Here is a 23,286-nt window from a genome sequence, read left to right as displayed (position 1 = left end):
TAGGAACACACGACATGACATTGGCAATGAGCTGGGACGAATGGGCCGCGCAGGACGCGACGGCCCTGGCCGAGAAGGTGCGCCAGGGCGAGCTCACGGCCGCCGAACTCGCGCAGCAGGCCGCGGCCGGCATCGCGAAGACCAACCCGGCGCTGTCGGCCGTGGTCGAGGTCTTCGAGGACGTGGTGGCCGACCCGCTCAAGGACGGGCTCAATCCCCAGGGTCCCTTCGCCGGCGTGCCCTTCCTCATGAAGGACCTGGGCCCCACGCTCAAGGGCCGGCTGCAGGAGCAGGGCTCGCTCTTCATGCGCGGCAATCGCCCGACCGAGGATGCCTGGCTCACGAAGCAGATGCGCAAGGCCGGCCTCAACCTGATGGGCCGCACCACCACGCCGGAGTTCGGCGTCTGCAGCTCCGCCGAGAACCCGGCCGTCTACGTCACGCGCAATCCCTGGAACACCGACTTCACCACCTGCGGCTCTTCCGCCGGCACCTCGGCCATGGTGGCGGCGGGCGTGGTACCCATGTCGCATGCCACGGACGGTGGCGGTTCGATCCGCATCCCCGCCGGCTTCAACGGCAACATCGGTCTCAAGCCCTCGCGCGGCGTGTTCAGCATCGGGCCGAATTCGTCGGACATCACCGGCTATGTGTCCATCCAGGGCTGTCATAGCCGCACGGTGCGCGACACGGCGGCCTTCGTCGATGCCTGCCGCGGCGGCGCACCCGGCGAATTCATGCCCTACTGGACAACGCCCGAGCCCTACACCCAGCTGATCCAGAAGGACCCGGGCCGGCTGCGCATCGCGCTCTCGCACGAATGGGGCGATTACCGCGCCACGCCCGAGATCGTGGCCGAGCTGGAGAAGGCTGCGCGCTTCCTCGAAGGCCTGGGCCACCATGTCGAATGGGCACTGCCCCAGGCCGACCTGCGCGAAGCCTTCCGCGCGCAGACCACCTGCTACATCAGCAACTTCGCGCAGGTGATCAACGGCCTGCTCGCGAAGAGCGGGCTGGAGCGTCCGCCCGCAGACCTGATCGAGCCGATCAACATCCGCATCTGGGAAGCGGGCAAGGACCTGTCGTACGCAGAGCGCTACAAGATGCAGGCCGTCTTCAACAGCACCGCGCGTGCCTTCGGCGCCTTCTTCGAGGACTGGGACATCATCCTCACGCCCATCACCGCGCTGGCGACGCCGCGCATCGGCACCACCGAGTACCTGACGACCAGCGACAACCCGGACGTGCTGGACTGGTTCGACAACCTCTGGAAGTTCTTCTCGTACACGCCGCTGTCGAACCTGTGCGGCATTCCGGCCATCTCGCTGCCGATGGCGCAACAGGCCAACGGGCTGCCCTTCGGCATCCATGCCCAGGCGCGCCAGGCCAACGACGGCCTGCTGCTGCAGCTGGCGGCGCAGATCGAGCGCGCCCTGGGCGGCCGCTGGAACGACGGCCGCCGCCCGGGCGTGCACGTCACGGCCGCCTGATCGGCCGGGACACGGAAACCTCACGACATGGCGCTGTTCGGCACGCGATCGCTGCGTTCGCTCTTCACGCACCCCGGCTTTGCCGAGGGCGTGCGGGCCATCGCCGGCCCGGCCCTGGGCACGGTGGCCCTGGGCCTGGTGACCGGCGTGGCCATGGCGCGCAGTGGCCTGCCGATGGGCGCCGTGCTGGCCATGTCGCTGCTGGTCTTCGCCAGTGCCTCGCAGCTGGCCTGCCTGCCGATGATCCTGGCGGGCGCGCCGCTGTGGGTGATCGTGCTGACGGCGCTGATGCTCAACGTGCGCTTCGTCGTGTTCAGCGCGCACTGGCGGCGCTACTTCGGCCTGCTGCCGCGGCCGCAGCGGCTGGGGCTGGCCTACCTGGCCGGTGACCCGGTGTATGTGCGCTTCATGCAGCGCTACCCGCGGCGCGCGCCCGACCAGCTGGCCTACTTCCTGGGCCTGGCGCTGTTCAACTGGGCGGCGTGGCAGGTGGCCTCCCTGGCGGGCATCTTCCTGGCTGACGCCATTCCGCCGGACTGGGACCTGCGCTTCATCGGCGTGCTCGCCCTGCTGGGTCTGGCCATGCCCATGATCGCGGACCGGCCCAGCTGGCTGGTGGCCGCGGTGGCCGGCGCCATCGGCTGGATGGGGCAGGGCTGGCCCTTCGGCCTGCAGGTGATCGCGGCCATTGCTGCCGCCATGGCGGCCGGCCATTGGGCCGAACGGCGCCGCCCGCGCATCGCCACGCCATGACCGATCTGCACCTGTGGATCGCCATCCTCGCGCTGGCGGGGGTGACCGTGCTCACGCGCGGCGTGTTCCTGCTGCCGCGCCGGGAGCCGCGCCTGCCGGGCTGGCTGGCTTCGGGCCTGCGGCATGCGCCGCTGGCGGCGCTGATGGCCGTGGTGGTGCCCGAGGTGCTGCGCGGCTCGGCCGGTGCCGCCGTCGCCTCGGGCTGGCACGACCCGCGCTGGCTGGCCGTGGCCGTCTCGGTCGCCTGGTTCTGGTGGCGGCGCGGCGTGACGGGCCCGGTGGTGGTGGGCACGGCGACCTTGCTGCTGTTGCGGGGGTTGGGCATGGCGGGCTGAGGGGGCGCCCGCGTGGCGGGGGCCACAGCGCCGAGATGAGGCACCCCGCGTGCGTCGCACTGGACGGCCTCGATGCGCGCTTTTCCGACGTCGTGCCGCCTGCGCGCATGCGTTCATGCAGCCTATGACTGCTGCACTCCAACTCTCTTCCACCCAGGGCCGTGATCGCTTCCATGGCCGTGTCGTGATCGTCACCGGCGCCGGCTCGGGCATCGGCGAGGCCATCGCCCGCCGCTTTTCCGCCGAGGGCGCCCATGTCGTGCTGGCCGGGGACCATGCCGACAAGCTCGACAAGGTCGCGGCCGATCTCCCTTCCGAGCGCACGTTGGTGCATCAAGTCGACGTGTCCGACCTGGGCCAGGTCAGCGCCCTGGTCGAGGCCACCATCGAGCGCTTCGGCGAGCTGCATGTGCTGGTCAACAACGCGGGCATCGCACCCGAGGGCGACGCCACCGATGCCTCGGCCGAGGACTTCCACCGCACGCTGGCCGTGAACGCCGGCGGTGTCTTCAACGGCGCCAAGGCCGCGATGCTGCATCTGGAGCGCAGCCGTGGCTGCATCGTCAACACGGCCTCGGTGTCCGGCCTGGGCGGCGACTGGGGCCTGGTGGCCTACAACGCGTCCAAGGGGGCGGTCGTGAACCTGACCCGTGCCATGGCGCTGGACCATGGCGGACGGGGCGTGCGCGTGAATGCCGTCTGCCCCAGCCTGACCTTCACGCCCATGACCGCGGACATGCAGGACGACCCGGACACCATGGAACGCTTCAAGGACCGCATCCCGCTCGGCCGCGGCGCCGATCCTGCGGAGGTGGCGTCGGTGGTCGCCTTCCTGGCCAGTGACGATGCCAGCTTCGTCAATGGTGCGTTGGTGCCGGTGGATGGCGGCCTGACGGCGTCCAACGGGCAGCCGCGGATGTCGTAGCCGACGACGCGGCCTGACCATCCTCATGAAAAAGGCGCGCCCGATGGACGCGCCTTTCTTCTTGGCAAGGCTGCATCAGCCCAGCTTCTTGACCAGCACCTGGCTCTTGCGGTCCCAGTTGTATTTCTTCTTGCGCGCCTCGGGCAGCCAGTCCGGGCTCACGGGCTGGAAGCCGCGCTTGATGAACCAGTGCATGGTGCGGGTGGTGAGCACGAAGATGCTGTCTAGGCCGATGGCGCGCGCGCGGTGCTCGATGCGCTTGAGCAGCTTCTCGCCGTCGCCCTGTCCCTGCGACTGGGGCGAGACGGTGAGGGCCGCCATCTCGGCGGTGCGTGCCTCGGGGTAGGGGTAGAGCGCCGCGCAGCCGAAGATCACGCCGTCGTGCTCCACCACCGTGTACTGGTGGATGTCGCGCTCAATCTCGGTGCGGCTGCGCTTGACCAGCGTGCCGTCGCGCTCGAAGGGCTCGATCAGCTGCAGGATGCCGCCGATGTCGTCCACGCCGGCTTCGCGCACCGACTCGAGCTTTTCGTCGATGACCATCGTGCCGATGCCGTCGTGCACGTAGATCTCCAGCAGCAGCGCACCGTCCACCGAGAAGGGCAGGATGTGGTTGCGCTCCACGCCGCCCTCGCAGGCCTTGACGCAATGCTGAAGGTAGAAGGCGGTGTCGGTCGGCTGCTGCGGTGGCGAGAGCTGGGCGAGCCATTTGCGCGCTACGTCCAGGGGCAGCTCGGTGTCGATGGGGTTGTCTTCGCTCACGGGCTGGCTCGGGTCCATGGCGACGCCGGGCACCTCGGTCAGGAAGATCAGCTTGTCCGCCTGGATCGACACGGCCACGCTGGTCGCCACTTCTTCCATCGCCAGGTTGAAGGCCTCGCCCGTGGGCGAGAAGCCGAAGGGCGAGAGCAGGACCATGCTGCCGCCGTCCAGCGCGCGGCGGATGCCGGTGGCGTCCACCTTGCGGACCAGGCCCGAATGCTGGAAGTCGACGCCGTCGACGACGCCGACCGGCCGCGCCGTGATGAAGTTGCCCGAGAGGATGCGCACCGTCGAACCCGCCATGGGTGTGTTGGGCAGGCCCTGGCTGAAGGCGGCCTCGATCTCGTAGCGCAACTGGCCGGCGGCCTCCTGCGCACAGTCCAGCGCCACCTCGTCGGTGATGCGCATGCCGTGCGAATAGCGGGCCTCGTGGCCCTTGGCGCGCAACTGCTCGTTGACCTGCGGACGGAAGCCGTGCACCAGCACGACCTTGACGCCCATGGACTGGATCAGTGCCAGATCCTGTGCAATGGAAGGCAGCTTGCCCGCCGCGATGGCCTCGCCCGCGATGCCGACCACGAAGGTCTTGCCCCGGTGCGTGTGGATGTAGGGCGCCACCGACCGGAACCAGGGCACGAAGGTGAAGTTGAAGACGGCGGACATGCGCGGAGCAGGACTGTGGAAGGTGGAAGCGAAGGGGTGGACGCGAGCCGCCCGTTCAGGCGGCAGCGCGGAAGGGGTCGACCAGCGTCAGGTCGCCGAATCGTCGGCCATGCTGCAGATCTTCGGTGTAGAGCGTGACGGCGCCGCTGCGTTGCGCGGCCTCGATCACCATGGCGTCGAAGATCGAGAGGCCGTGCGCCTGGGCGGTATCGAGCGCCGACTGCACCAGGCGCAGGTCGGTGTCGACCACCTGCCAGGCGCTATAGCCGTCGAGCAGGGCGCGCACCGTGTCGGCTGCAATGCGGTGCTTGCGGGTGAGCACGCTGTAGAGCTCGATGAGCACCTGCGTGCTCAGCACGCCCTCGGCTGCGGTCGCGTGGCGGGCGACGAGCTCGCGCGCCGCGGCCTGCTTGGCCGGCGAGCGCGGATCGACGCAGTACACCAGCACGTTGGTGTCGAAGAAGGCGAGGGGCACGGGCGAAGCGTCAGTCGGCGGAGCGGGCCCGTGCCCGGAAGTCGCCGTCGTACAGCTCGTCCCGCAGGCTGCCGCTGCGTGGCTGCGCTGCCGGCTGCGCCTCGCTGGCAGCGGCGTCGATGGCCGCCATCAGCCGGGCTGTGGCGGCGTCGCGCAGCATCTGGCGGCTGGCCTCGGCCTCGTTGACGTACTGCTGCAGGAACTCCCGCACCTTGGCGCTCAGCGACGTGCCCTGCTGGATGGCGCGCACGCGGGCAGCCTTGATGAGCTGGTCGTCGACGTTGATGGTCAGGTTGGCCATGGGAGCTTCCTCGCAAACTGCTGGGCGCGGCGTTTGGCGCGGCGGCGGGTGTCGGACGAGTCTACACGGAAACATGTGAACCCGTGGGCTGCGATACTCGCCGGGTGCCGCTCCAGATCGACTTTCCCGATTCCCTTCCCGTATCCGCCAAGCGCGACGAGATCGCCGCCGCCATCCAGGCCCATCAGGTGGTCATCGTCTGCGGCGAGACCGGCTCGGGCAAGACCACCCAGCTGCCCAAGATCGCCCTGGCGCTGGGCCGCGGCAAGCTCAACGCGCCCGAGGGCCGCGGCCGGCTGATCGGCCATACGCAGCCGCGGCGGATCGCCGCCAGCTCGGTCGCCAAGCGCATCGCCGAGGAACTGAAGACGCCGCTGGGCGAGGTGGTGGGCTACAAGGTCCGCTTCCAGGACCGACTGAGCCGTGACGCCTCGGTCAAGCTGATGACCGACGGCATCCTGCTGGCCGAGACGCAGACCGACCCGCTGCTCAAGGCCTACGACACGCTGATCATCGACGAGGCCCACGAGCGCTCGCTGAACATCGACTTCCTGCTGGGCTACCTGCGCGAGATCCTGCCGCGGCGGCCGGACCTGAAGGTCATCGTCACCTCGGCCACCATCGATGCGGAGCGCTTTGCGAAGCATTTCGAGAGCCGCAACGGGCCGGCGCCGGTCATCTATGTGTCGGGCCGCACCTTCCCGGTGGAGATGCGCTGGCGGCCCTTCGAGGAATCGCGCGAGTACGACCTCAACGACGCCATCGCCGATGGTGTCGACGAACTCTGGCAGGGCAACGCGGGCGGCGACATCCTGGTCTTCCTGCCCGGCGAGCGCGAGATCCGCGAGGCCGCCGACCACCTGCGCAAGCACCTGGCGCACCAGCCGGTGATGCGCGCGGCCGAGGTGCTGCCGCTGTTCTCGCGCCTGTCGCAGGCCGAGCAGGACCGCATCTTCGAGGGCCACACCGGCCGGCGCATCGTGCTGGCCACCAACGTGGCCGAGACCTCGCTCACGGTGCCCGGCATCCGCTATGTGATCGACGCGGGCACGGCGCGGGTCAAGCGCTATTCCTTCCGCAGCAAGGTGGAGCAGCTGCTGGTCGAGCCCGTCAGCCAGGCCGCCGCCAACCAGCGCGCCGGCCGCTGCGGCCGCGTGGCCAACGGCATCTGCATCCGGCTCTACGACGAGAAGGACTTTGCCAGCCGGCCGCGCTTCACCGACCCGGAAATCCTGCGCTCGTCGCTGGCGGGCGTGATCCTGCGGATGAAGTCGCTGCACCTGGGCGACGTGACGCAGTTTCCTTTCCTGGAGGCCCCGAGCGGCCGGGCCGTGGCCGATGGCTACCAGCTGCTGGGCGAGCTGGGCGCGGTGGACGATGCCAATGAGCTGACCGAGATCGGCCGCGAGTTGGCCCGGCTGCCGCTGGACCCGCGCGTGGGCCGCATGATTTTGGAAGGCCGCACGCGCGGTGCGCTGCAGGAGGTGCTGGTCATCGCCTCTGCCATGAGCGTGCAGGACGTGCGCGACCGGCCGCTCGAAGCGCAGCAGCAGGCCGACCAGGCCCATGCCAAGTTCGACGACGAGAAGAGCGAGTTCAGCGGCTACCTGACGTTGTGGAAGTGGTTGCACGATGCCCGCGGCGGCGCGCCCGTGGCGCAGAATCGGCGCGAGATGGTGGCGGCCACGCAGGGGCCGAAGAAGGCCAGCGCGGCGGTGCTGCCGGTGAGCCAGCGGTTGGCGGTGGCGGAGGGCGGCGGGCCCCCACCCCAACCCTCCCCCAGTGGGGGAGGGAGCAAGAACGCAGGCAGCGCTCGACCCCTTCCCCCTCTGGGGGAAGGCAGGGATGGGGGCTCTCCCGCCCCCCGTCATGGGAGCATCCCCGCCACCCACAAGCTCAGCAACCGCCAGTACGAACAGCTGCTGCGCCAGAACTTCGTCAGCGTGCGCCGCGTGCGCGAATGGCGCGACATCCATTCGCAGCTGCTGACCGTGGTCACCGAGCACAAGTGGAAGCTCAACCCCACGCCCGCCGGCTACGAACAGATCCACAAGTCCATGCTGGCCGGCCTGCTGGGCAACATCGGCTGGAAGATGGACGAGGAGGCCGGCTCCTCCTCGGGCGAATACCTGGGCGCGCGCGGCGTCAAGTTCCACCGCCATCCTGGCGCGCACCTGCGCAAGCGGCCGGGTCGCTGGATCGTCTGCGCCGAACTGGTGGAGACCACGCGCCTCTTCGGCCGCGGCATCGCCAACATCGAGCCGCAGTGGATCGAGGAAGTCGCCGGCCACCTGCTCAAGAAGCAACTGCTCGACCCGCACTGGGAGAAGAAGGACGCCCGCGTCACTGCCTTCGAGCGGGCAACGCTCTACGGCCTGGTGGTCTACAGCGGCCGGCGCGTGGACTTCGCCAAGGCCGACCCGGCCGGCGCACGCGAGATCTTCATCCGCGAGGCCCTGGCCGGCGGCGAATGGGAAAGCAAGCTGCCCTTCCTGGCTGCCAACCGCAAGCTGGTGCGCGAGGTGGAGGCGCTGGAGCACAAGTCGCGCCGGCAGGACGTGCTGGTCGACGACGCGCTGATCTACGCCTTCTACGAGGCCCAGGTGCCCGCCGATGTGGCGAACGGCCATGCCTTCGAGCAGTGGTACCGGCAAGCGAGCGCGACCAATCCCAGGCTGCTGTTCCTCACGCGCGAGGAACTGATGCGCCACCAGGCGGCGGGCATCACGACGCAGGCCTTTCCGCCCCTCGTCAAGCTCGGCGGCGTGGACTGCGCCGCCACCTACCTGCACCAGCCGGGCGATGCGCGCGATGGCGTCACCGTCAGCGTGCCGCTCTTCGTGCTGAACCAGGTGAGCGAAGAGCGCTGCGAATGGCTGGTGCCGGGCATGCTCAAGGACAAGATCCAGGCCCTGCTCAAGAGCCTGCCGCAGAAGCCGCGTTCGCGCTTCGTGCCCCTGCCCGAATCGGCGGCCAGGCTGGCCGAAGCGCTGGGCACCCCCGAGGCCTTCGGCGCCGGCTCGCTCACCGATGCGCTGCTCAAGCGGGTGCGCGACATCACCAGCCTCGACGTCAAACGCGCCGACTTCAAGCTCGACATGCTGCCGCCGCACCTGTTCATGAACCTTCAGGTGGTGGACGAGCACGGCCGGCAGCTGGGCATGGGCCGCAACCTGGGCGCGCTCAAGGGCGAGCTGGGCACCAAGGCGCGGGGCGCCTTCCAGGCGCTGGCGGGGCTCAAGGCCAGGGCGGGGCCTGCGCCCGCGCCGGCTGCGCCGTCGGCGGGCGGCGGCAAGACGGCCGCACCTGCGCCCAAGGCCGCGCCCGGCCCCGCCGCGCCGCCGGCCGGCCAGCGCTACACCGCCTGGACCTTCGGCGAACTGCCCGAGCTGATGGAGGTGCGCCGGGGCGCGCAGACGCTGATCGGCTTCCCGGCGCTGGTGGATGGCGGCGACGCCGTCACCATCGAGGTCTTCGATGAGCCCGAGGTCGCCGCCGCCAAGCACCGCGCCGGCTTGCGCCGGCTGGTGGCGCTGCAGATCCGCGACGCGCTCAAGTACCTGGAAAAGAACATTCCCGACCTGCAGAAGATGGCCGTGGCCTACATGCCGCTGGGCACGCTGGAGGAACTGCGCGCCCAGATCCTGGACGTGGCGCTGGACCGCGCCTTCCTGCAGGAGCCGCTGCCCACCGACGAAGCCAGCTTCAAGCGCCGCCTGGACGAGGGCCGTGGCCGGCTGACGCTGATCGCCAGCGAGGTGGCGCGCCTGGCATCGACCATCCTCACCGACTACGCCGCAGCCCAGCGCAAGATCAAAGACACCAAGATCCAGCCCGAGGCCGTGAAGGATGCGGCCGAGCAGCTGCAGCGCCTGGTCGGCAAGCGCTTCATCGCCGATGCACCGTGGACACAGCTGCAGCATTTCGCGCGCTACCTCAAGGCCATCGTGCTGCGCTTGGACAAGCTGCGGGCCGACCCGGCGCGTGACGCGCAGAAGCTGGCCGAACTCAAGCCGCAGGAACAGCGCTACTGGCGCCTGGTGGCCGAGCGCAAGGGCGCCACGGATGAGCGCATGCGCGAATTCCGCTGGCTGCTCGAGGAACTGCGGGTGAGCTTCTTCGCGCAGGAGCTGCGCACGCCGCAGCCGGTGAGCATCAAGCGGCTGGACAAGGCCTGGCAGCAGATCGTGTAGATCACGAACACCCCCAGGCTGCGCGCTTCGCGCTACGCCTCCCCCCTCGAGGGGGCACATCCAGCGGCCCGGCAAAGCCGGTTCCGCGGATGTTCCCGCTTGGCCTGCGCTGCGGCAATTCGAAGCGGGAGCGTGCGGCGGGCATCTGGCGACTTGCGCGGCTTGCGCGAGTGACGGGTTCAGCCCGCCGGCAGCCACTACACCTGACCGGCAGTCGTCGTGGCGTCGCACCTGCGCGGGCGGGCGTGAGGTCCCAGCCGTGCGATGGCCGATGCGCCGGCGCGCCTAGGTTTCTTCCGGCTGCTCCAGCAGCAGGCGCACCACCCGGCTGATCGCCCGGCCGGTGGCGGCGCGGTTGAGCGTGGGGTCCAGCAGCGTGCGCGCAGCCAGACCTTCGAAGAGGGTGCACATCACGGCCACGCGTGCCTTGAGCTCTGCCGCAGACAGCCCGCGCAGCGCTGGCAAGGGCCGCAGCAGCGCCAGCAGCTCGTCGCGCTTGAGGCGGTCCGCCTGCTGAAGCAGGGCCGCGATGTCCGGTGTGCGGTTGGCCTCGGCCAGGATCTCCAGCTGCAGCCGCGCCGGATCGCCCGCGCAGCGCGCCACGCCGGTATCCACCTCGCCCAGACAGGCCGCGAGCACGCCCTCTGCCTGGCCGCGCTCGCGCATGAGCTGGATGCGCGCCAGCGTGTCCTGCAGGTCCTGCGCCACGATGCCCGCCACGATGGCTTCCTTGTTGCGGAAGTAGTGGTAGACGTGGCCCGGGCTCATGCCAGCCACCTCGCAGATGCGCTGGATGCTCGCCCCACGGAAGCCGTGTTCGCTGAAGCAGCGGGCCGCCGCGTCCAGTACCTGCCGACGGCGCACCCCGCCTTTGTCCTGCGGAGGCGGCTCGGTGTTCATGGCAGAAATCCGTGCTTTCGAGGGCATGCGTCGCAACAAGCTGGAGAGGGAGATGGGGCCATTGTCCCTTCGCCCTCCGGGCGCAAGCCTCGGATTCCTAGAATGAAAATTCTAGAAAATTCATTCCAACTCCTGGAGCCACCATGGACAACCGCTCTCGCCAGGGCGCCGGCCGTCACTTGAAACGGCGCATCGCGCCTCTGGCCTTTGCGGCAGCGGCTGTGCTTGCATCCGCACACGCAGCAGCGCAGGAACAGGTCGACGAAGGCCGCCGCTTCTATGTGGAGGGCGGGTCCAGCGTGCTGCACACGCAATCGACCGACTCGCTGACGGCGGGCGTGATGCTCCCGTCGCAGTTGTTCCCGTCGGTGCCGCGCCAGGCCGGCCCGTTGACCCTGTATTGGGACCTGTGGGCCAGCCATTGGCAGGCGCCGCGGCCGGACGGCTCGAGCGCCGGCTATTCGCAGATCGGCGCCACCGCCATGTGGCGCCACCTGCTGGGCGAGCCGGGCACGCCGTGGTTCGTGGAGCTTGGGCTGGGTGGGACGGTAATGGACCGGCTGTACGAGACGCCGAGAGACCGTTTCAGCACCGCTTTCCAGTTCACCGAGGTGCTGGGCGTCGGCTACCGTTTCGGTGAGCGCCAGGCCTATGAGTTGTCGCTACGCCTGCAGCATTTCTCCAACGCGGGCATCAAGGAACCGAACCCCGGCGCCAACTTCGTCAAGCTGCGTTTCAGCATGGCCTGGTGAAGCGGCGCCGGGGCGGGGCGATCACTGGGACTGGCCGGGCGCGCCCGGGGCGCCGGTGGCCGGCGTACCGCTCCCATTGGCCGGATCGTTGGTGCCTGTGCTGCCCGTAGCGCCCGTGCCGGCGGCACCTGTACCCGAGCCGCTGCTCCCGCCAGGCGTGTTGGTCGTGCCGGTGCCGGGGGTCGAAGGCAGGCCGTTGGCGGCGGCTGGGTTGGGGTCTGCGGCGTCGGGTGCAGCGCCGCTGGTGCCCGCGGCGTTGCCGCCGATGCCGGTCGAGCCACTGCCGCCGGTTCCGGGCGCCATGCCCGTGGCGCCATCGCTGGCGGGCGGGGGCGCGGACTGGCCCATGGGCGGGGCGGGCTGGCCCGGCGCTTCACCGCCGGTTCGGAAGAACGCGAAGATCGCGCCGATCACCAGCACGATGACGACAAGGATGCTCCATCGCATCGCCCGGTTGTTGTCGCGGTCGCCGGTCAGTTCGGGTCGGGTGGCCATCGGTGTTGCTCCTGGAAGGTTGTCGATGGCCCCCAGGCTGGCGCCGACTCCGCCCCCATGGCGTGGGACGTCTTCCGGGCATCGGTAGTCCAACGCACCCCGACGGTGCACCGCCTCAGCCGGCCAGCAGCTTCTGCACCAACTCTGCCGTGGTCCCGGCGGCGTACTTGCGCATCAACCGGGCGCGATGAATCTCCACCGTGCGATGACTGATGCCGAGCACGCGGCCGATTTCCTTGCTGGTCAGCCCCTGCATCAGGTGGGCGGCCACCTCCCGCTCGCGGGGCGTCAACTCGGCCTTGTCGGCACGGCGCGCGCCCAGGTCCTCGAAGGTCCAGATGCCGGCCTCATGCGGCACTTCCCGGTTGAGGGCACGGCCGGTGACATGGCACCAGAAGGTCTCCCCGGCGCGCATGCCGTGCAGGCCGTCCACGCGCCGCATCATGCGGTTGTCGGCATAGCGGCCGCTGGCGTTGAGCGCCGGCAGCATGCGGCGGCCGATGCGTTCGTACTCGGCCACGCTGGGATACAGCAGCCGGAAGGACTGGCCGACGAGGGCTTCGCGCGTGGCACCGAACATCTCGCACAGCCGCGCGTTGCAGTCCACCATCATGCGCTGGCGAGACAGCACCATGCCCACCGGGGCATGCTCGAAGGCCAGCCGGTAGTCGATGGCCGGGGCGGCCAGGGCAGGGGCCTCGGGTGCGTCCATTACGAAATCCTACGTATGTCCGTACGTAGTATCGTTGCGGGGTTTTCCCTCCTGCATCCCCTCATTTCTTCTTCAAAGCGAGGACCCATGGCGAACAAGATCTATGCCTCCGCCAAGGAGGCGCTGGCCGGCGTCGTTGCCGACGGCCAGACGCTGGCAGTCGGTGGCTTCGGCCTGTGCGGCATTCCCGAGGCGCTGATCGATGCGCTCAAGGAAAGCGGCGTCAAGGACCTGACCTGCATCTCCAACAACGCCGGCGTCGACGGCTTCGGCCTGGGCAAGCTGCTGGAGACGCGGCAGGTCAAGAAGATGGTCGCCAGCTACGTCGGCGAGAACAAGGAGTTCGAGCGCCAGTACCTGGCCGGCGAGCTGGAGCTGGAATTCACGCCCCAGGGCACGCTGGCCGAGAAGCTGCGTGCGGGCGGCGCCGGCATCCCCGCCTTCTTCACCAAGACCGGTGTCGGCACGCTGGTGGCCGAGGGCAAGGAGCTGCGCGAGTTCGATGGCGAGACCTACGTCATGGAGCGCTCGCTGGTGCCCGACGTGGCGCTGGTCAAGGCCGACGTGGCCGACAAGTCCGGCAACCTGCGTTTCCGACTGACGGCCCGCAACTTCAACCCGGCCGCCGCGATGGCCGGCAAGGTCTGCATCGTCGAGGTCGAGAAGATCGTCGAGGTGGGCGAACTGGCACCGGACGACATCCACCTGCCCGGCATCTACGTGCACCGCATCGTGCTCAATGCCACGCCCGAGAAGCGCATCGAGAAGCGCACCGTCAGCGCCGCCGCGCCCGTCGATGCCGCCGCCGCCAAGGTCGAGGCCCAGGCCGTGATCGCGCAGGCGGCCGCCGGCACGGAAGTGCCCGCCACCGTCAAGAACAACGCCAGCAAGTAAAAGAGGAGTTCCCCATGCCCTGGACCCAAGACCAGATGGCCGCTCGCGCGGCCAAGGAGCTGGAAGACGGCTTCTACGTCAATCTCGGCATCGGCATCCCGACGCTGGTGGCCAACTTCGTCGGCGACAAGGAAGTCTGGCTGCAGAGCGAGAACGGCATGCTCGGCATCGGGCCCTTCCCAACGGAAGACCAGGTGGACGCCGACCTCATCAACGCCGGCAAGCAGACCGTGACCACGCTGCCGGGCTCGTCCATCTTCGGCAGCCACGAGAGCTTCGCCATGATCCGCGGCGGCAAGATCAACCTGTCGATCCTGGGCGCCATGCAGGTCAGCGAGAAGGGCGATCTGGCCAACTGGATGATCCCCGGCAAGATGGTCAAGGGCATGGGCGGCGCCATGGACCTGGTGGCCGGTGTCAAGCGCGTGATCGTGTTGATGGAGCACGTGGCCCGCAAGAAGGACGGCACGGAAGATCTGAAGATCCTGCCGCAATGCACACTCCCGCTGACGGGCGTGGGGGTGGTGGACCGTATCATTACCGACCTGGCTGTGCTCGACGTCACTCCCGAAGGGTTGAAGGTGGTCGAGCTGGCCGATGGCGTCAGCTTCGACGCCGTGCAAGCCAAGACGGGAGTCAAGCTCCTGCAGTGAAAGTCAATCGATGAGTGAATGGACCGGCGCCGGTGTGCAGGCGCCCAAGGTGGCCCTGTACTGGGACTTCGAAAACCTGCACGCGGTCCTGACCGACCAGCAGAACGGCCAGGACTACTACCGCGAACACCGGCTCACGGTCCAGATGCCCGTGGCGGAAGTCGATGCCATCGTCGACTACGCCGCCTCGCTGGGCGATGTCATCATCAACCGCGCGTACGCCAACTGGCAGTTCTTCTCGCGCTACCGCGATGCCTTGAACGGCGCCGGCATCGACCTGATCCAGCTCTTCCCGCGCGGCGCCAACATGAAGAACAGCGCCGACATCCGCATGGCGCTGGACGCTTTGTCCGACCTGCACACGCACCCCCACATCACGCACGTCGTGGTGGTCTCGTGCGACAGCGACTTCATCAGCCTGGCCCAGAAGGTCAAGCAGGCCGGCCGTTTCATCGGCGGCGTGGGGGTCGAGGGCAACAGCAACCGCTACTGGGTGGCGAGCTGCAACGAGTTCAAGTTTTATGGCGCGCTGCTCAAGCTGCGTCAGGCCAGCGAGGCGGTGGCGGCCTCGGTACTGGCCATGGAAGGGCAGGGCGAGGGCGGCGAGCCGGGCGAGCCCGCCGATAGCGGCCCCACGGTGCTGACCGTGGAGCTCGCGCGGGAGGCGCTGGTCAAGGCCGTGACCCAGATCATCGCCCGCCAGGGCGAGAACCGCGTGCACTGTGGCGCGCTCAAGTCCTTGATGAAGCGCATGATGCCGGCCTTCGACGAAGGCATGCTGGGCTGCCGCAGCTTCAAGGCCTTTCTGCAACGCTTTCCGGACATCGTCGAGTTCCTGGACGACGAGGGGGGCGGGCACATCGCCCTGACGCCGCAGGCGCTGGCGCACGAGTCGGCGGCCGAGGCCGACCGCGACGTCGACGCCTGAGCGAGTCCTTCCCGGGTTTTCCTGCGCCGTTCCCGGCCTGCTTTCGCAGTTGCCGAGGCCCTCGACCGGCCCGGGTGCTGATAGCATCCGGCGCTGTCTCACGCGTCCGCCGCCATGACGTCTTCCGACGATTTCCAAACCATGTTCGATCTTGCGCCAGTCTCGCTCTGGCTCGAGGACTACAGCGGACTCAAGCAGCTTTTCGATCAGTGGCGCAGCGAGGGCGTGATCGACCTCGTCGAATATCTCCAGGCCGACCCGTCGCGCCGGGCGGCCTGCATGGCCAGCATCCGCGTGCTGCAGGTCAACCAGAAGACGTTGAGCCTGTTCGCTGCCGCCAGCCAGGATGAACTGGTCTCGCGCCTGCCGGAAATCTTCCGGGACGACATGTCCGACCGGGTGATCCACGAACTCGCGCAGTTCTGGGACGGACGCACCGAGATCGAGAACCAGACGGTCAACTATGCCCTCGACGGTCGGCGGCTGGACGTCACGGTACGCATCCGCATCCTGCCTGGCCATGAGGACGACTGGTCGCGTGCCCTGATCTCGCTGGACGACATCACCGCACGCGTGCGGGCCGAGAAGCTGCGCGAGGCCAGCGAACGCTACGCACGCGGCCTGTTCGAGCGCTCGCCCGTGTCGCTGTGGGTGGAGGATTTCAGCGGCGTCAAGCGCCTGCTCGACGGGGTGCGGGCGCAGGGCATCCGCGACTTCGGTACCTTCCTCAAGGTGCACCCCGAGTTCGTCGGCCGCTGCGTGCAGGAGATCCGCGTGCTCGACGTCAACGAGGAGACGCTACGCATGCTGGGCGCGCCCGACAAGGCCACGCTGCTGCGCAACCTGCCCAAGGTGTTCCGCGGAGAGATGCACGACTCCTTCGCCGAGCAGCTGCGCGACCTCTGGGACGGCAAGACGCTGCAGCAGCGCGAGGTGGTCAACTACACGCTGGGCGGCGAGCCGGTCTACATCTACATGCAGTTCTCCATCCTGCCCGACCGGCAGGACAACTGGGACCTGGTGCTGCTCTCGCTGGTCGACATCACCGCGCGCCGCCGCGCCGAGGCCTACCTTGAATACCTGGGCACGCACGATGTGCTCACGCAACTGCGCAACCGCACCTTCTACACCGAGGAACTGTTGCGCCTGACGCGCAAGGGCCCCTGGCCCGTGTCCATCCTTGCGCTCGACATGAACGGCCTCAAGCAGGTCAACGACCAGGTCGGCCATGCCGCCGGCGACGCCCTGCTGCGCCGCGCGGGCGAGGTGCTGGCCAAGCTGGTGGACGCGCCCGCGTGCGTGGCCCGGGTGGGCGGCGACGAATTCATCGTGCTGATGCCCGACACCGACGAGCGCGGCGTGCGCAGCGTGCGCGAGCACCTGACCACCCTGGTGGACCTCAACAACCAGTTCTACGGCGGCCCCTCCGGTCACCTGCTGAGCTTCGCCATGGGCGCCGCCACCTGCCAGGCGGGCGAGTCGCTCGAGAACGCGCTGCAGGCCGCCGACCGCGCCATGTACGAGGACAAGGCCCGCCATTACGAATCGGAGGGCCCGGCGCAGCGCCGGCCCCTCTGAGGCGCCTGCCGGACGCCGTCGCCGCCCTCTGCGCTGAACACCGGCCCTTCTTCCCCCACACCATGCCCCACCGTCTTCCCCGGCCGGCGGTCTGCCACTTTCGCACCGTGGCGGGGGAGCTTCGCTGGGCGGATGCCGCGGCCCAGGCGCTGACCTGCGGCGCGGCCGAACCCGGCATCAAGGCCAAGACCCTGCTGGCCGCCGGCGAGCGCGGCTTCGAGGAGGCCGAGGTGCCTGCCAAGGGGCCCGGCCCGGCCTGCTGGGTGGGCCTTCGCACGCCCAAGGGCCGCGTGCAGGTCGAATTGCGCGGCGAACGCGCGGAGGACGGCAGCGTACTGTGGACAGCCAGCCGCGGCCCGGGCACCGAGGTGCTGCACCGCCTGGATCCGCTGACCCGCCTGCCGGGCCGCCTGCCATCGCTGCCCGAGCTGTCGGCCGAGCGCAGCGTGCCGCTGGCCCGACTGGCCGTCATCTACCTCGACCTGGACCGCTTCCGGGAGATCAATGGGCGCTTCGGCCCCTCTGGCGGCGACGCCGTCCTGCTGGAGGTCGTGCACAGGCTGGAACTGGGGTTGCCCGAAGACGCGGCGCTGGCCCGGGTGGGCGGCGACGAGTTCGCGGCCGTGCTGCCCAACGCGGGCTGGCCGGAATGCCAGGGCATCCTCGAGTACTGCCTCGGCCGGCTGGGCGACGACTTCCAGGTCCACGGCCAGCCGCTGACCGTGGGGGCCAGCGTCGGCGTGGCGCTGCGCGAGCAGGAAGGCCCGTCCATCGAGGTGCTGCTGCGCCAGGCCCGCCAGGCCGCCTTCGGTGCCAAGCGGGCCGGGGGCGGGCAGGTCAACTTCTTCGACGCGCAGGAGCATGCGCACGAGCAGCGTCTGGCCCAGCAGCGCCAGCGCATCGCCGAGGGGCTGGACGCGGGCGAGTTCTTCCTCGTCTTCCAGCCCAAGGTCGACATGCAGCGCGGCACCATCGTGGGCATGGAGGCGCTCAGCCGCTGGAACCACGCGCAGCGCGGCGTGCTGATGCCGGCCGAGTTCGTGCCCACCATCGAGGATCACGAACTGTCGGAGCAGCTGGGCGAATGGGCCATCGGCGCCGCCATCGAGGCGGTGCGGCAGTGGGCCGCGCAGGGTCGCCGGCTGTCGGTCAGCGTCAACATCAGCGCCGGGCTGCTGATGCGGGCGGATGTGGTGCGGCGGCTGTCCGCGCTGCTGGAGCGCTTTCCCGAGCGACATGCCGGCGCCCTGGTGCTGGAGATCCTGGAGACCAGCGCCATCCGCGACATCGACCTGGCCGCCAGCTTCATCGAGTCCTGCCGCCAGCTGGGCGTGGACGTGGTGATGGATGACTTCGGCACCGGCTATTCCTCGCTGACCTACCTGCGGCGGCTGCCGGTCAGCGGTCTCAAGCTGGACCAGTCCTTCGTGCGCAACGTGCTCACCGACCCGCAGGACCGCGCCATCCTGCAGGGCGTGATCTCGCTGGCCCGCGCCCTCGGTCTGGAGGTCACCGCCGAGGGTGTGGAAACCCGCGAGCACGGCGAGGCGCTGCTGGCCCTGGGCTGCCACCTGGCGCAGGGCTTCGGCATTGCTCGGCCCATGCCGGCAGCGGAGGTCTTCGGCTGGATCGACGCCTACGAAAGACAGCCGCTGTGGAAGCCGCCGTCGGACAATGCGCCCGCCATGAACAAAGCGCTCCCGCCGTGACGACCGTCCGCCGCCTGATGCCTCGCCTGGGCAGGAAGACGCCGGCCCGTGGGCAGGCCGCCATGCCGGCCTTCGACGACGTGGCATGGCGCCTGCGCGCCAGCGTGGTTGCCGTGGTAGCCCTGCTGGCCGTGGCGGCCAGCGTGGCCATCTGGCTGGCCGTCTCGCACCTGGCGCAGCGCATCGCGCGCGTGAGCGACGAAGACCATCAGCGCGCCAGCACGCGTGCCACGGCCGAGGCCATGTCCAGCCTGCAGCACCAGCGCGAAGCCGCGCTGGCCGGCACGGCGCGCATGCTCCAGCCCGCGGCCAGCGACGAGGAGCGCGCACAGCGCTTCACCGTGCTCGCGTCGAGCCTGGGCACCGTCTTCTCCGCCTCCTTCCTGATCGATGCGCTCGGCCAGCCGCTGGCACGTGCCGATGAGCATGGCGTCCAGGTCATGCCGGCCATCGGCCCCATGGACGACCGGTCCTACTTCCAGGAGGTGATGCGCACCCACAAGCCTGTGCTGTCGCAGCCCATCGCCGGGCGCAACACGGGCCGCGTGTCCATCGTGATGGCGCTGCCGGTGATGGATGGGCAGCGCGTGGTCGCGGTGGTGGCGGGTGTGCTGCGCCTGGACAGCGGCGACGTCGGCCGCATGGCCGTGGGACGGCTGCCCGGGGCCGTGCGCGTGGTCACGGACGACCAGGGCCAGATCCTGAGCCACGACGGTGGCCTGGCCCTGCAGCGCCTGCCGCTGTCGCGGGAGGCGCGCTTCGCGGAGGCCTTCGAGGCCTGGCGGGCGCAGGGCAGCCCGCGCCTTACCGAAGGCTTCGTCACCGTGGCCGGTGGACAGGTGGTGGCGGCCGTGCCCGTGTCGGAGACGCCGTGGCTCATCTGGCAGGCCCGGCCGGTCTCGGGCCTGCAGGGGGCGCTTGACGACGAACTCGAGCACACGCTGCAATGGACCCTCGGCGCCGTACTGCTGGCCGGCCTGTTGAGTTGCGCGTGGATCGTCTGGCGCCTGCGGCCGCTGGGCCGCCTGGTGCGGCGCGTGCAGCGGCTCACCGCGCCCATGGCCGATGCGCAGCCGGGCATGGGGTGGCCGGGCGGTGCGGGCGAACTGGGCCAGTTGTCCACCCTGCTTCGGCTGTGGGCCACCGAACAGGCCGGGCTGGCCCATGCCCACGCCGAGATCCAGACACGCCTGCGCGCCGTGCTCGCCGCCGCGCCCGTGGGCGTGGCCTTCGTGCGCGAGGGCGTGGTCGAACTGGCCAGCGCCGAATGCTGCCGGTTGTTCGGCAATGACGCGCCGCAGATGCTGGGACGCGCCGCCCACGAGCTGTTCGAGGAAGCCGATGGCTTCCAGCGCTTCCTGCAGGCCGCGCGCGGCGCCGCCGCGCTGGGCGTGCCCTATGGCGGCGACTGGCGCCTGCGGCGCAGCGACGGCCTGGGCTTCTGGGCCAACCTGCGCAGCCGGCCGGTGGACTGGGACGACCTCTCGCTGGGCGAGATCTGGACGGTGGCCGACGTCACCGAGCAGAAGCTGGTGCGCCAGCGCCTGGAGTGGCAGAGCCGGCACGACCCGCTCACCGGTGCGGCCAACCGCATGTTCTTCGACCAGCGCATTGCGCGCGTGATGGGCAACCGGGAGCTGTTCAGCCCCGCGGTGCTGATCTTCATCGACCTCGACCACTTCAAGCCCATCAACGACACGGCCGGCCACCTGGCCGGCGACGAGGTGCTCAAGCAGGTGGTGCAGGCCATTGCGGCGCAGTCGCGTTCGGGCGACCTGGTGGTGCGGCTGGGCGGCGACGAGTTCGCGCTGCTGCTGGAGCAGTGCAGCGGCATGGCGGCTCTGGCGGTGGCCCAGCGCATCCGCGCGGCCGTCCAGGAGATCGTCGTGCCGTGGGAAGAGCAGGAGTTGCGCGTGGGCGCCAGCATCGGCGTGGCCGAGCTGACGCCCGACATCCGCACGGCCCAGGACTGGGTGGCCGCCGCCGACGCCGCCTGCTATGCCGCCAAGACCAGTGGCCGCAACCAGGTGCAGATGTCGCCGCCCCGCGTGGTGCTGCGCTGATCAGGCCGCGGGTGGCAGAAGCCGGGTCTGCTCCCGTTCTGCCACGGTCTTGAGCAGGTTCCACACGGCCAGGATGCGCGGCTGCTGCTTGCCTTCAGCGGGCATCGACATCCAGAAGGTGCGCGTGAAACGCGCCAGCGCCGGCAGCACGGGCGCCAGCCGCGCGTCGCCTTCGGCGACGAAGGCCGGCAGCACGGCAATGCCGGCGCCGGCGGCGGCCGCCTCGTGCTGGGCCAGCACGCTGGTGCTGCGCAGCGAAAAGCCATCGGGCCGGTGCAGCTCGCCCAGGAAGCGCAGCTCCTTGGAGAAGAGCAGGTCGTCCACGTAGCTGACGAAGGCGTGGCCGCGCAGGTCCTCGCGGCGCGAGATGGGTGCATGGCGCGCCAGGTAGTCGTGCGAGGCGTACAGGCGCAGGCTGTAGTCCGTGAGCCGCGTGGCCACCACCGAGCCCCGCGCCGGGCGCTCCAGCGCGATCACGATGTCGGCCTCGCGCCGCGACAGCTGCAGCAGGCGCGGCAAGGCGAGCAGGTCGATGGTCAGGCGCGGATGGCCTGCGGCGAATGCGGCCAGCGCGGGTGCCAGCACCCGCGTGCCGAAGCCTTCCGTGGCGCCCACGCGCACGGTGCCCGACAGGCCTTCCTGCGGTGCCAGGGCCGGGCTGGTGCGCTCGACCGCGTGAAAGGCGGCCTCCATGGCCTCGGCCTGGGGCTGCAGTTGCCGGCCGGCCTCGGTGAGGCGATGTCCGCCGGCCTCGCGCGTGAAGAGGGCGGCGCCCAGGGCTTTTTCCAGCGCCTGGATGCGGCGCGCGACGGTGGTGTGGTCCACCGCCAGCCGGCGCGCCGCGGCCATCAGCGTGCCGGCGCGGGCGAGTTCGAGGAAGTAGCGCAGGTTGTCCCAGTCCATGGTCTGCAATTTTGCAAAGGCGACGCGAATTTTTGTCTATTGCTGGGGCAAAAGTGCAAAGCTATCCTGCGGCGGATCACATCGGCGGCACAAGCGCCGCCCCATCTGGAGACAAGCCATGACTGCCACCCCCACGCCCGCATCGCGGGTGCCCACCGTCAAACTGCTGATCGGCGGCGAGTTCGTCGAATCCCGCAGCACCGCTTGGCGCGACGTGGTCAACCCTGCCACCCAGGAGGTGCTGGCCCGCGTGCCCTTCGCCACGCCCGACGAGGTGGACGCCGCCGTCGCCGCGGCGCAGAAGGCCTTCAAGACCTGGCGCAAGACGGCCATCGGCCAGCGGGCGCGCATCTTCCTGAAGCTGCAGCAGTTGATCCGCGAGCACATGGGCGAGCTGGCCGCCATCCTCACGGCCGAGCAGGGCAAGACGCTGCCGGACGCCGAAGGCGATGTGTTCCGCGGCCTGGAGGTGGTGGAGCATGCGGCCGGCATCGGCAACCTGCAGCTGGGCGAACTGGCCAACAACGTGGCGGGGGGCGTGGACACGTACACGCTGCTGCAGCCGTTGGGCGTGTGCGCCGGCATCACGCCCTTCAACTTCCCGGCCATGATCCCGTTGTGGATGTTCCCGATGGCCATCGCCACGGGCAACACCTTCGTGCTCAAGCCGAGCGAGCAGGACCCGATGGTGACGATGCGCCTGGTCGAGCTGGCGCTGGAGGCGGGCGTGCCGCCCGGCGTGCTGAACGTGGTGCACGGCGGCGAGCAGGTGGTCAACGCCATCTGCGACCACCGCGACATCAAGGCGATCAGCTTCGTGGGCTCGACCAAGGTGGGCACGCATGTCTACAACCGCGCCACGCTGGCCGGCAAGCGGGTGCAATGCATGATGGGCGCGAAGAACCACGCCATCGTGATGCCTGACGCCAACAAGGAGCAGACGCTCAATGCGCTGGCCGGCGCGGCCTTCGGTGCCGCGGGCCAGCGCTGCATGGCGGTGTCGGTGGCGGTGCTGGTGGGCGAGGCGCAAAGCTGGATTCCCGAGCTGGTGGAGAAGGCCAAGACGCTGAAGGTGAGCGCCGGCACGGAGAAGGGCACGGACGTGGGGCCGCTGGTGTCGTGCGCGGCGCGCGACCGGGTGGTGGGGCTGATCGAGCGCGGTGTGGCCGATGGCGCCACGCTGGAGCTGGATGGCCGCAACCCGCAGGTGGCCGGCTACGAGAAGGGCAACTTCGTCGGGCCGACGGTCTTCTCGGGCGTGAAGCCGGGCATGTCGATCTACGACCAGGAGGTGTTCGGGCCGGTGCTGTGCCTGGCCGAAGCGTCGTCGCTGGACGAGGCGATCGAGTTCATCAACGCCAATCCGAACGGCAACGGCACGGCGATCTTCACGCAGTCGGGCGCGGCGGCGCGCAAGTTCCAGGAGGACATCGACGTGGGACAGGTGGGCATCAACGTGCCGATCCCGGTGCCGGTGCCGCTGTTCTCGTTCACGGGATCGCGGGCCTCGAAGCTGGGGGACCTGGGGCCTTACGGCAAGCAGGTGGTGTTGTTCTACACGCAGACCAAGACGGTGACGGCGCGGTGGTTCGACGACTCGACGGTGTCGCAGGGGGTCAATACGACGATTTCGTTGAAGTGAACTTGGTGCTGGGGCCCGGTGCTCGTTGTAAGTCCGACTGTGTGAGTACCGTTGCCATGTCTCCGGTCGTGGTGCGCTCGGTGTTCGAGGCGGGCGCGCCGGCCCGGGCGGCGGTGGGTAACGCGGCGTGCTTCAGTGAGGCGGTCGGCACTGCGTGCCG

At 69.6% G+C, this 23,286-nt stretch carries 20 protein-coding genes; 13 read left to right on the top strand and 7 right to left on the bottom strand.

Features of this window, described 5'->3' with window-relative positions:
- The first annotated feature begins 14 nt into the window (after window positions 1-14).
- From ABIC63_RS21830 to budC, 4 genes are all read left to right on the top strand, one after another.
- A complete protein-coding gene (locus tag ABIC63_RS21830; RefSeq protein ID WP_294365848.1) occupies window positions 15-1,490 on the top strand; it encodes an amidase in 1,476 nt (491 codons plus the stop codon).
- Window positions 1,491-1,517: 27 nt separating this feature from the next.
- A complete protein-coding gene (locus ABIC63_RS21825; protein ID WP_354321340.1) occupies window positions 1,518-2,243 on the top strand; it encodes an AzlC family ABC transporter permease in 726 nt (241 codons plus the stop codon).
- The gene (locus tag ABIC63_RS21820) at window positions 2,240-2,578 is read left to right on the top strand and encodes an AzlD domain-containing protein (RefSeq protein ID WP_354321339.1); all 339 of its coding nucleotides are present in this window, start codon (window positions 2,240-2,242) and stop codon (window positions 2,576-2,578) included. The genes ABIC63_RS21825 and ABIC63_RS21820 overlap by 4 nt, the downstream gene beginning before the upstream one ends.
- Window positions 2,579-2,702: 124 nt before the next feature.
- On the top strand, window positions 2,703-3,503 hold the full coding sequence (gene budC / locus ABIC63_RS21815; RefSeq protein ID WP_294365842.1) for a meso-2,3-butanediol dehydrogenase: 801 nt from the start codon (window positions 2,703-2,705) through the stop codon (window positions 3,501-3,503).
- 75 nt (window positions 3,504-3,578) lie between these two features.
- Here the strand turns inward: budC and argA are convergent, their stop codons facing one another.
- From argA to ABIC63_RS21800, 3 genes are read right to left on the bottom strand one after another with little or no spacing between them, the layout of a single operon-like run.
- Window positions 3,579-4,928, bottom strand: a complete 1,350-nt coding sequence (argA, locus tag ABIC63_RS21810; protein WP_234191966.1) for an amino-acid N-acetyltransferase — start codon at window positions 4,926-4,928, stop codon at window positions 3,579-3,581.
- A gap of 55 nt (window positions 4,929-4,983) precedes the next feature.
- Entirely contained in the window at window positions 4,984-5,403 is a 420-nt protein-coding gene (locus ABIC63_RS21805; RefSeq protein ID WP_294365839.1) for a PIN domain-containing protein, read from the bottom strand.
- A 10-nt stretch (window positions 5,404-5,413) separates the two neighbouring features.
- Entirely contained in the window at window positions 5,414-5,704 is a 291-nt protein-coding gene (locus ABIC63_RS21800) for a DUF6364 family protein (RefSeq protein ID WP_076510341.1), read from the bottom strand.
- 104 nt (window positions 5,705-5,808) lie between these two features.
- Here ABIC63_RS21800 and hrpA point away from each other — a divergent pair, with 104 nt between their 5' ends.
- On the top strand, window positions 5,809-9,897 hold the full coding sequence (gene hrpA / locus ABIC63_RS21795; protein ID WP_476347991.1) for an ATP-dependent RNA helicase HrpA: 4,089 nt from the start codon (window positions 5,809-5,811) through the stop codon (window positions 9,895-9,897).
- Window positions 9,898-10,182: 285 nt separating this feature from the next.
- Here the strand turns inward: hrpA and ABIC63_RS21790 are convergent, their stop codons facing one another.
- Window positions 10,183-10,797: a TetR/AcrR family transcriptional regulator gene (locus tag ABIC63_RS21790; RefSeq protein ID WP_294365832.1), complete on the bottom strand. Its 615-nt coding sequence runs from the start codon at window positions 10,795-10,797 to the stop codon at window positions 10,183-10,185.
- 143 nt (window positions 10,798-10,940) lie between these two features.
- On the opposite strand from ABIC63_RS21790, the gene ABIC63_RS21785 reads away from it, so the two are divergent.
- Window positions 10,941-11,549, top strand: a complete 609-nt coding sequence (locus tag ABIC63_RS21785) for an acyloxyacyl hydrolase (protein WP_017759731.1) — start codon at window positions 10,941-10,943, stop codon at window positions 11,547-11,549.
- 21 nt (window positions 11,550-11,570) lie between these two features.
- Here ABIC63_RS21785 and ABIC63_RS21780 read toward each other — a convergent pair whose 3' ends face one another.
- Together ABIC63_RS21780 and ABIC63_RS21775 are read right to left on the bottom strand one after the other, a co-directional pair.
- The gene (locus tag ABIC63_RS21780; RefSeq protein ID WP_294365827.1) at window positions 11,571-12,044 is read right to left on the bottom strand and encodes a hypothetical protein; all 474 of its coding nucleotides are present in this window, start codon (window positions 12,042-12,044) and stop codon (window positions 11,571-11,573) included.
- A gap of 115 nt (window positions 12,045-12,159) precedes the next feature.
- A complete protein-coding gene (locus ABIC63_RS21775; RefSeq protein WP_294365826.1) occupies window positions 12,160-12,756 on the bottom strand; it encodes a PAS and helix-turn-helix domain-containing protein in 597 nt (198 codons plus the stop codon).
- An 87-nt stretch (window positions 12,757-12,843) separates the two neighbouring features.
- On the opposite strand from ABIC63_RS21775, the gene ABIC63_RS21770 reads away from it, so the two are divergent.
- The 6 genes from ABIC63_RS21770 to ABIC63_RS21745 all read left to right on the top strand — a co-directional run bounded on the left by ABIC63_RS21770 (window position 12,844) and on the right by ABIC63_RS21745 (window position 20,581).
- Window positions 12,844-13,650, top strand: a complete 807-nt coding sequence (locus tag ABIC63_RS21770) for a CoA transferase subunit A (RefSeq protein WP_234191958.1) — start codon at window positions 12,844-12,846, stop codon at window positions 13,648-13,650.
- 14 nt (window positions 13,651-13,664) lie between these two features.
- Window positions 13,665-14,303, top strand: coding sequence for a 3-oxoacid CoA-transferase subunit B (locus ABIC63_RS21765; RefSeq protein WP_017758629.1), 639 nt, complete (start codon window positions 13,665-13,667; stop codon window positions 14,301-14,303).
- A 10-nt stretch (window positions 14,304-14,313) separates the two neighbouring features.
- A complete protein-coding gene (locus tag ABIC63_RS21760) occupies window positions 14,314-15,231 on the top strand; it encodes an NYN domain-containing protein (RefSeq protein WP_017758628.1) in 918 nt (305 codons plus the stop codon).
- 141 nt (window positions 15,232-15,372) lie between these two features.
- Window positions 15,373-16,809: a sensor domain-containing diguanylate cyclase gene (locus tag ABIC63_RS21755; RefSeq protein WP_354321338.1), complete on the top strand. Its 1,437-nt coding sequence runs from the start codon at window positions 15,373-15,375 to the stop codon at window positions 16,807-16,809.
- 62 nt (window positions 16,810-16,871) lie between these two features.
- Window positions 16,872-18,518 carry a putative bifunctional diguanylate cyclase/phosphodiesterase gene (locus ABIC63_RS21750; RefSeq protein WP_294365819.1) on the top strand — a complete coding sequence of 549 codons (1,647 nt, stop codon included), beginning with the start codon at window positions 16,872-16,874 and terminating at the stop codon, window positions 18,516-18,518.
- Window positions 18,515-20,581: a sensor domain-containing diguanylate cyclase gene (locus tag ABIC63_RS21745; RefSeq protein ID WP_354321337.1), complete on the top strand. Its 2,067-nt coding sequence runs from the start codon at window positions 18,515-18,517 to the stop codon at window positions 20,579-20,581. Before ABIC63_RS21750 ends, ABIC63_RS21745 begins: the two co-directional genes overlap by 4 nt.
- Here the strand turns inward: ABIC63_RS21745 and ABIC63_RS21740 are convergent, their stop codons facing one another.
- The gene (locus tag ABIC63_RS21740; RefSeq protein WP_294365815.1) at window positions 20,582-21,484 is read right to left on the bottom strand and encodes a LysR family transcriptional regulator; all 903 of its coding nucleotides are present in this window, start codon (window positions 21,482-21,484) and stop codon (window positions 20,582-20,584) included.
- Window positions 21,485-21,602: 118 nt separating this feature from the next.
- On the opposite strand from ABIC63_RS21740, the gene ABIC63_RS21735 reads away from it, so the two are divergent.
- Complete coding sequence (locus ABIC63_RS21735) at window positions 21,603-23,126, top strand: CoA-acylating methylmalonate-semialdehyde dehydrogenase (protein ID WP_354321336.1); 1,524 nt, start codon at window positions 21,603-21,605, stop codon at window positions 23,124-23,126.
- Window positions 23,127-23,286 lie beyond the last annotated feature (160 nt).

The sequence above is a fragment of the Pseudacidovorax sp. 1753 genome, from assembly GCF_040544975.1.
Classification (GTDB): Bacteria; Pseudomonadota; Gammaproteobacteria; order Burkholderiales; family Burkholderiaceae_C; genus Xenophilus.
The sequence above is the reverse complement of the archived record's forward strand: the minus strand, read 5'-3'. Positions and strand labels throughout refer to the sequence as shown.

Excerpts from the sequence above, each read along its gene's own strand:
- ABIC63_RS21830 (WP_294365848.1), top strand. The coding sequence starts at position 15 with ATGACATTGGCAATGAGCTGGGACGAATGGGCCGCGCAGGACGCGACG.
- ABIC63_RS21825 (WP_354321340.1), top strand. The coding sequence starts at position 1,518 with ATGGCGCTGTTCGGCACGCGATCGCTGCGTTCGCTCTTCACGCACCCC.
- ABIC63_RS21820 (WP_354321339.1), top strand. The coding sequence starts at position 2,240 with ATGACCGATCTGCACCTGTGGATCGCCATCCTCGCGCTGGCGGGGGTG.
- budC (WP_294365842.1), top strand. The coding sequence starts at position 2,703 with ATGACTGCTGCACTCCAACTCTCTTCCACCCAGGGCCGTGATCGCTTC.
- argA (WP_234191966.1), bottom strand. The coding sequence starts at position 4,928 with ATGTCCGCCGTCTTCAACTTCACCTTCGTGCCCTGGTTCCGGTCGGTG.
- ABIC63_RS21800 (WP_076510341.1), bottom strand. The coding sequence starts at position 5,704 with ATGGCCAACCTGACCATCAACGTCGACGACCAGCTCATCAAGGCTGCC.
- ABIC63_RS21790 (WP_294365832.1), bottom strand. The coding sequence starts at position 10,797 with ATGAACACCGAGCCGCCTCCGCAGGACAAAGGCGGGGTGCGCCGTCGG.
- ABIC63_RS21785 (WP_017759731.1), top strand. The coding sequence starts at position 10,941 with ATGGACAACCGCTCTCGCCAGGGCGCCGGCCGTCACTTGAAACGGCGC.
- ABIC63_RS21780 (WP_294365827.1), bottom strand. The coding sequence starts at position 12,044 with ATGGCCACCCGACCCGAACTGACCGGCGACCGCGACAACAACCGGGCG.
- ABIC63_RS21775 (WP_294365826.1), bottom strand. The coding sequence starts at position 12,756 with ATGGACGCACCCGAGGCCCCTGCCCTGGCCGCCCCGGCCATCGACTAC.
- ABIC63_RS21770 (WP_234191958.1), top strand. The coding sequence starts at position 12,844 with ATGGCGAACAAGATCTATGCCTCCGCCAAGGAGGCGCTGGCCGGCGTC.
- ABIC63_RS21765 (WP_017758629.1), top strand. The coding sequence starts at position 13,665 with ATGCCCTGGACCCAAGACCAGATGGCCGCTCGCGCGGCCAAGGAGCTG.
- ABIC63_RS21760 (WP_017758628.1), top strand. The coding sequence starts at position 14,314 with ATGAGTGAATGGACCGGCGCCGGTGTGCAGGCGCCCAAGGTGGCCCTG.
- ABIC63_RS21755 (WP_354321338.1), top strand. The coding sequence starts at position 15,373 with ATGTTCGATCTTGCGCCAGTCTCGCTCTGGCTCGAGGACTACAGCGGA.
- ABIC63_RS21750 (WP_294365819.1), top strand. The coding sequence starts at position 16,872 with ATGCCCCACCGTCTTCCCCGGCCGGCGGTCTGCCACTTTCGCACCGTG.
- ABIC63_RS21740 (WP_294365815.1), bottom strand. The coding sequence starts at position 21,484 with ATGGACTGGGACAACCTGCGCTACTTCCTCGAACTCGCCCGCGCCGGC.
- ABIC63_RS21735 (WP_354321336.1), top strand. The coding sequence starts at position 21,603 with ATGACTGCCACCCCCACGCCCGCATCGCGGGTGCCCACCGTCAAACTG.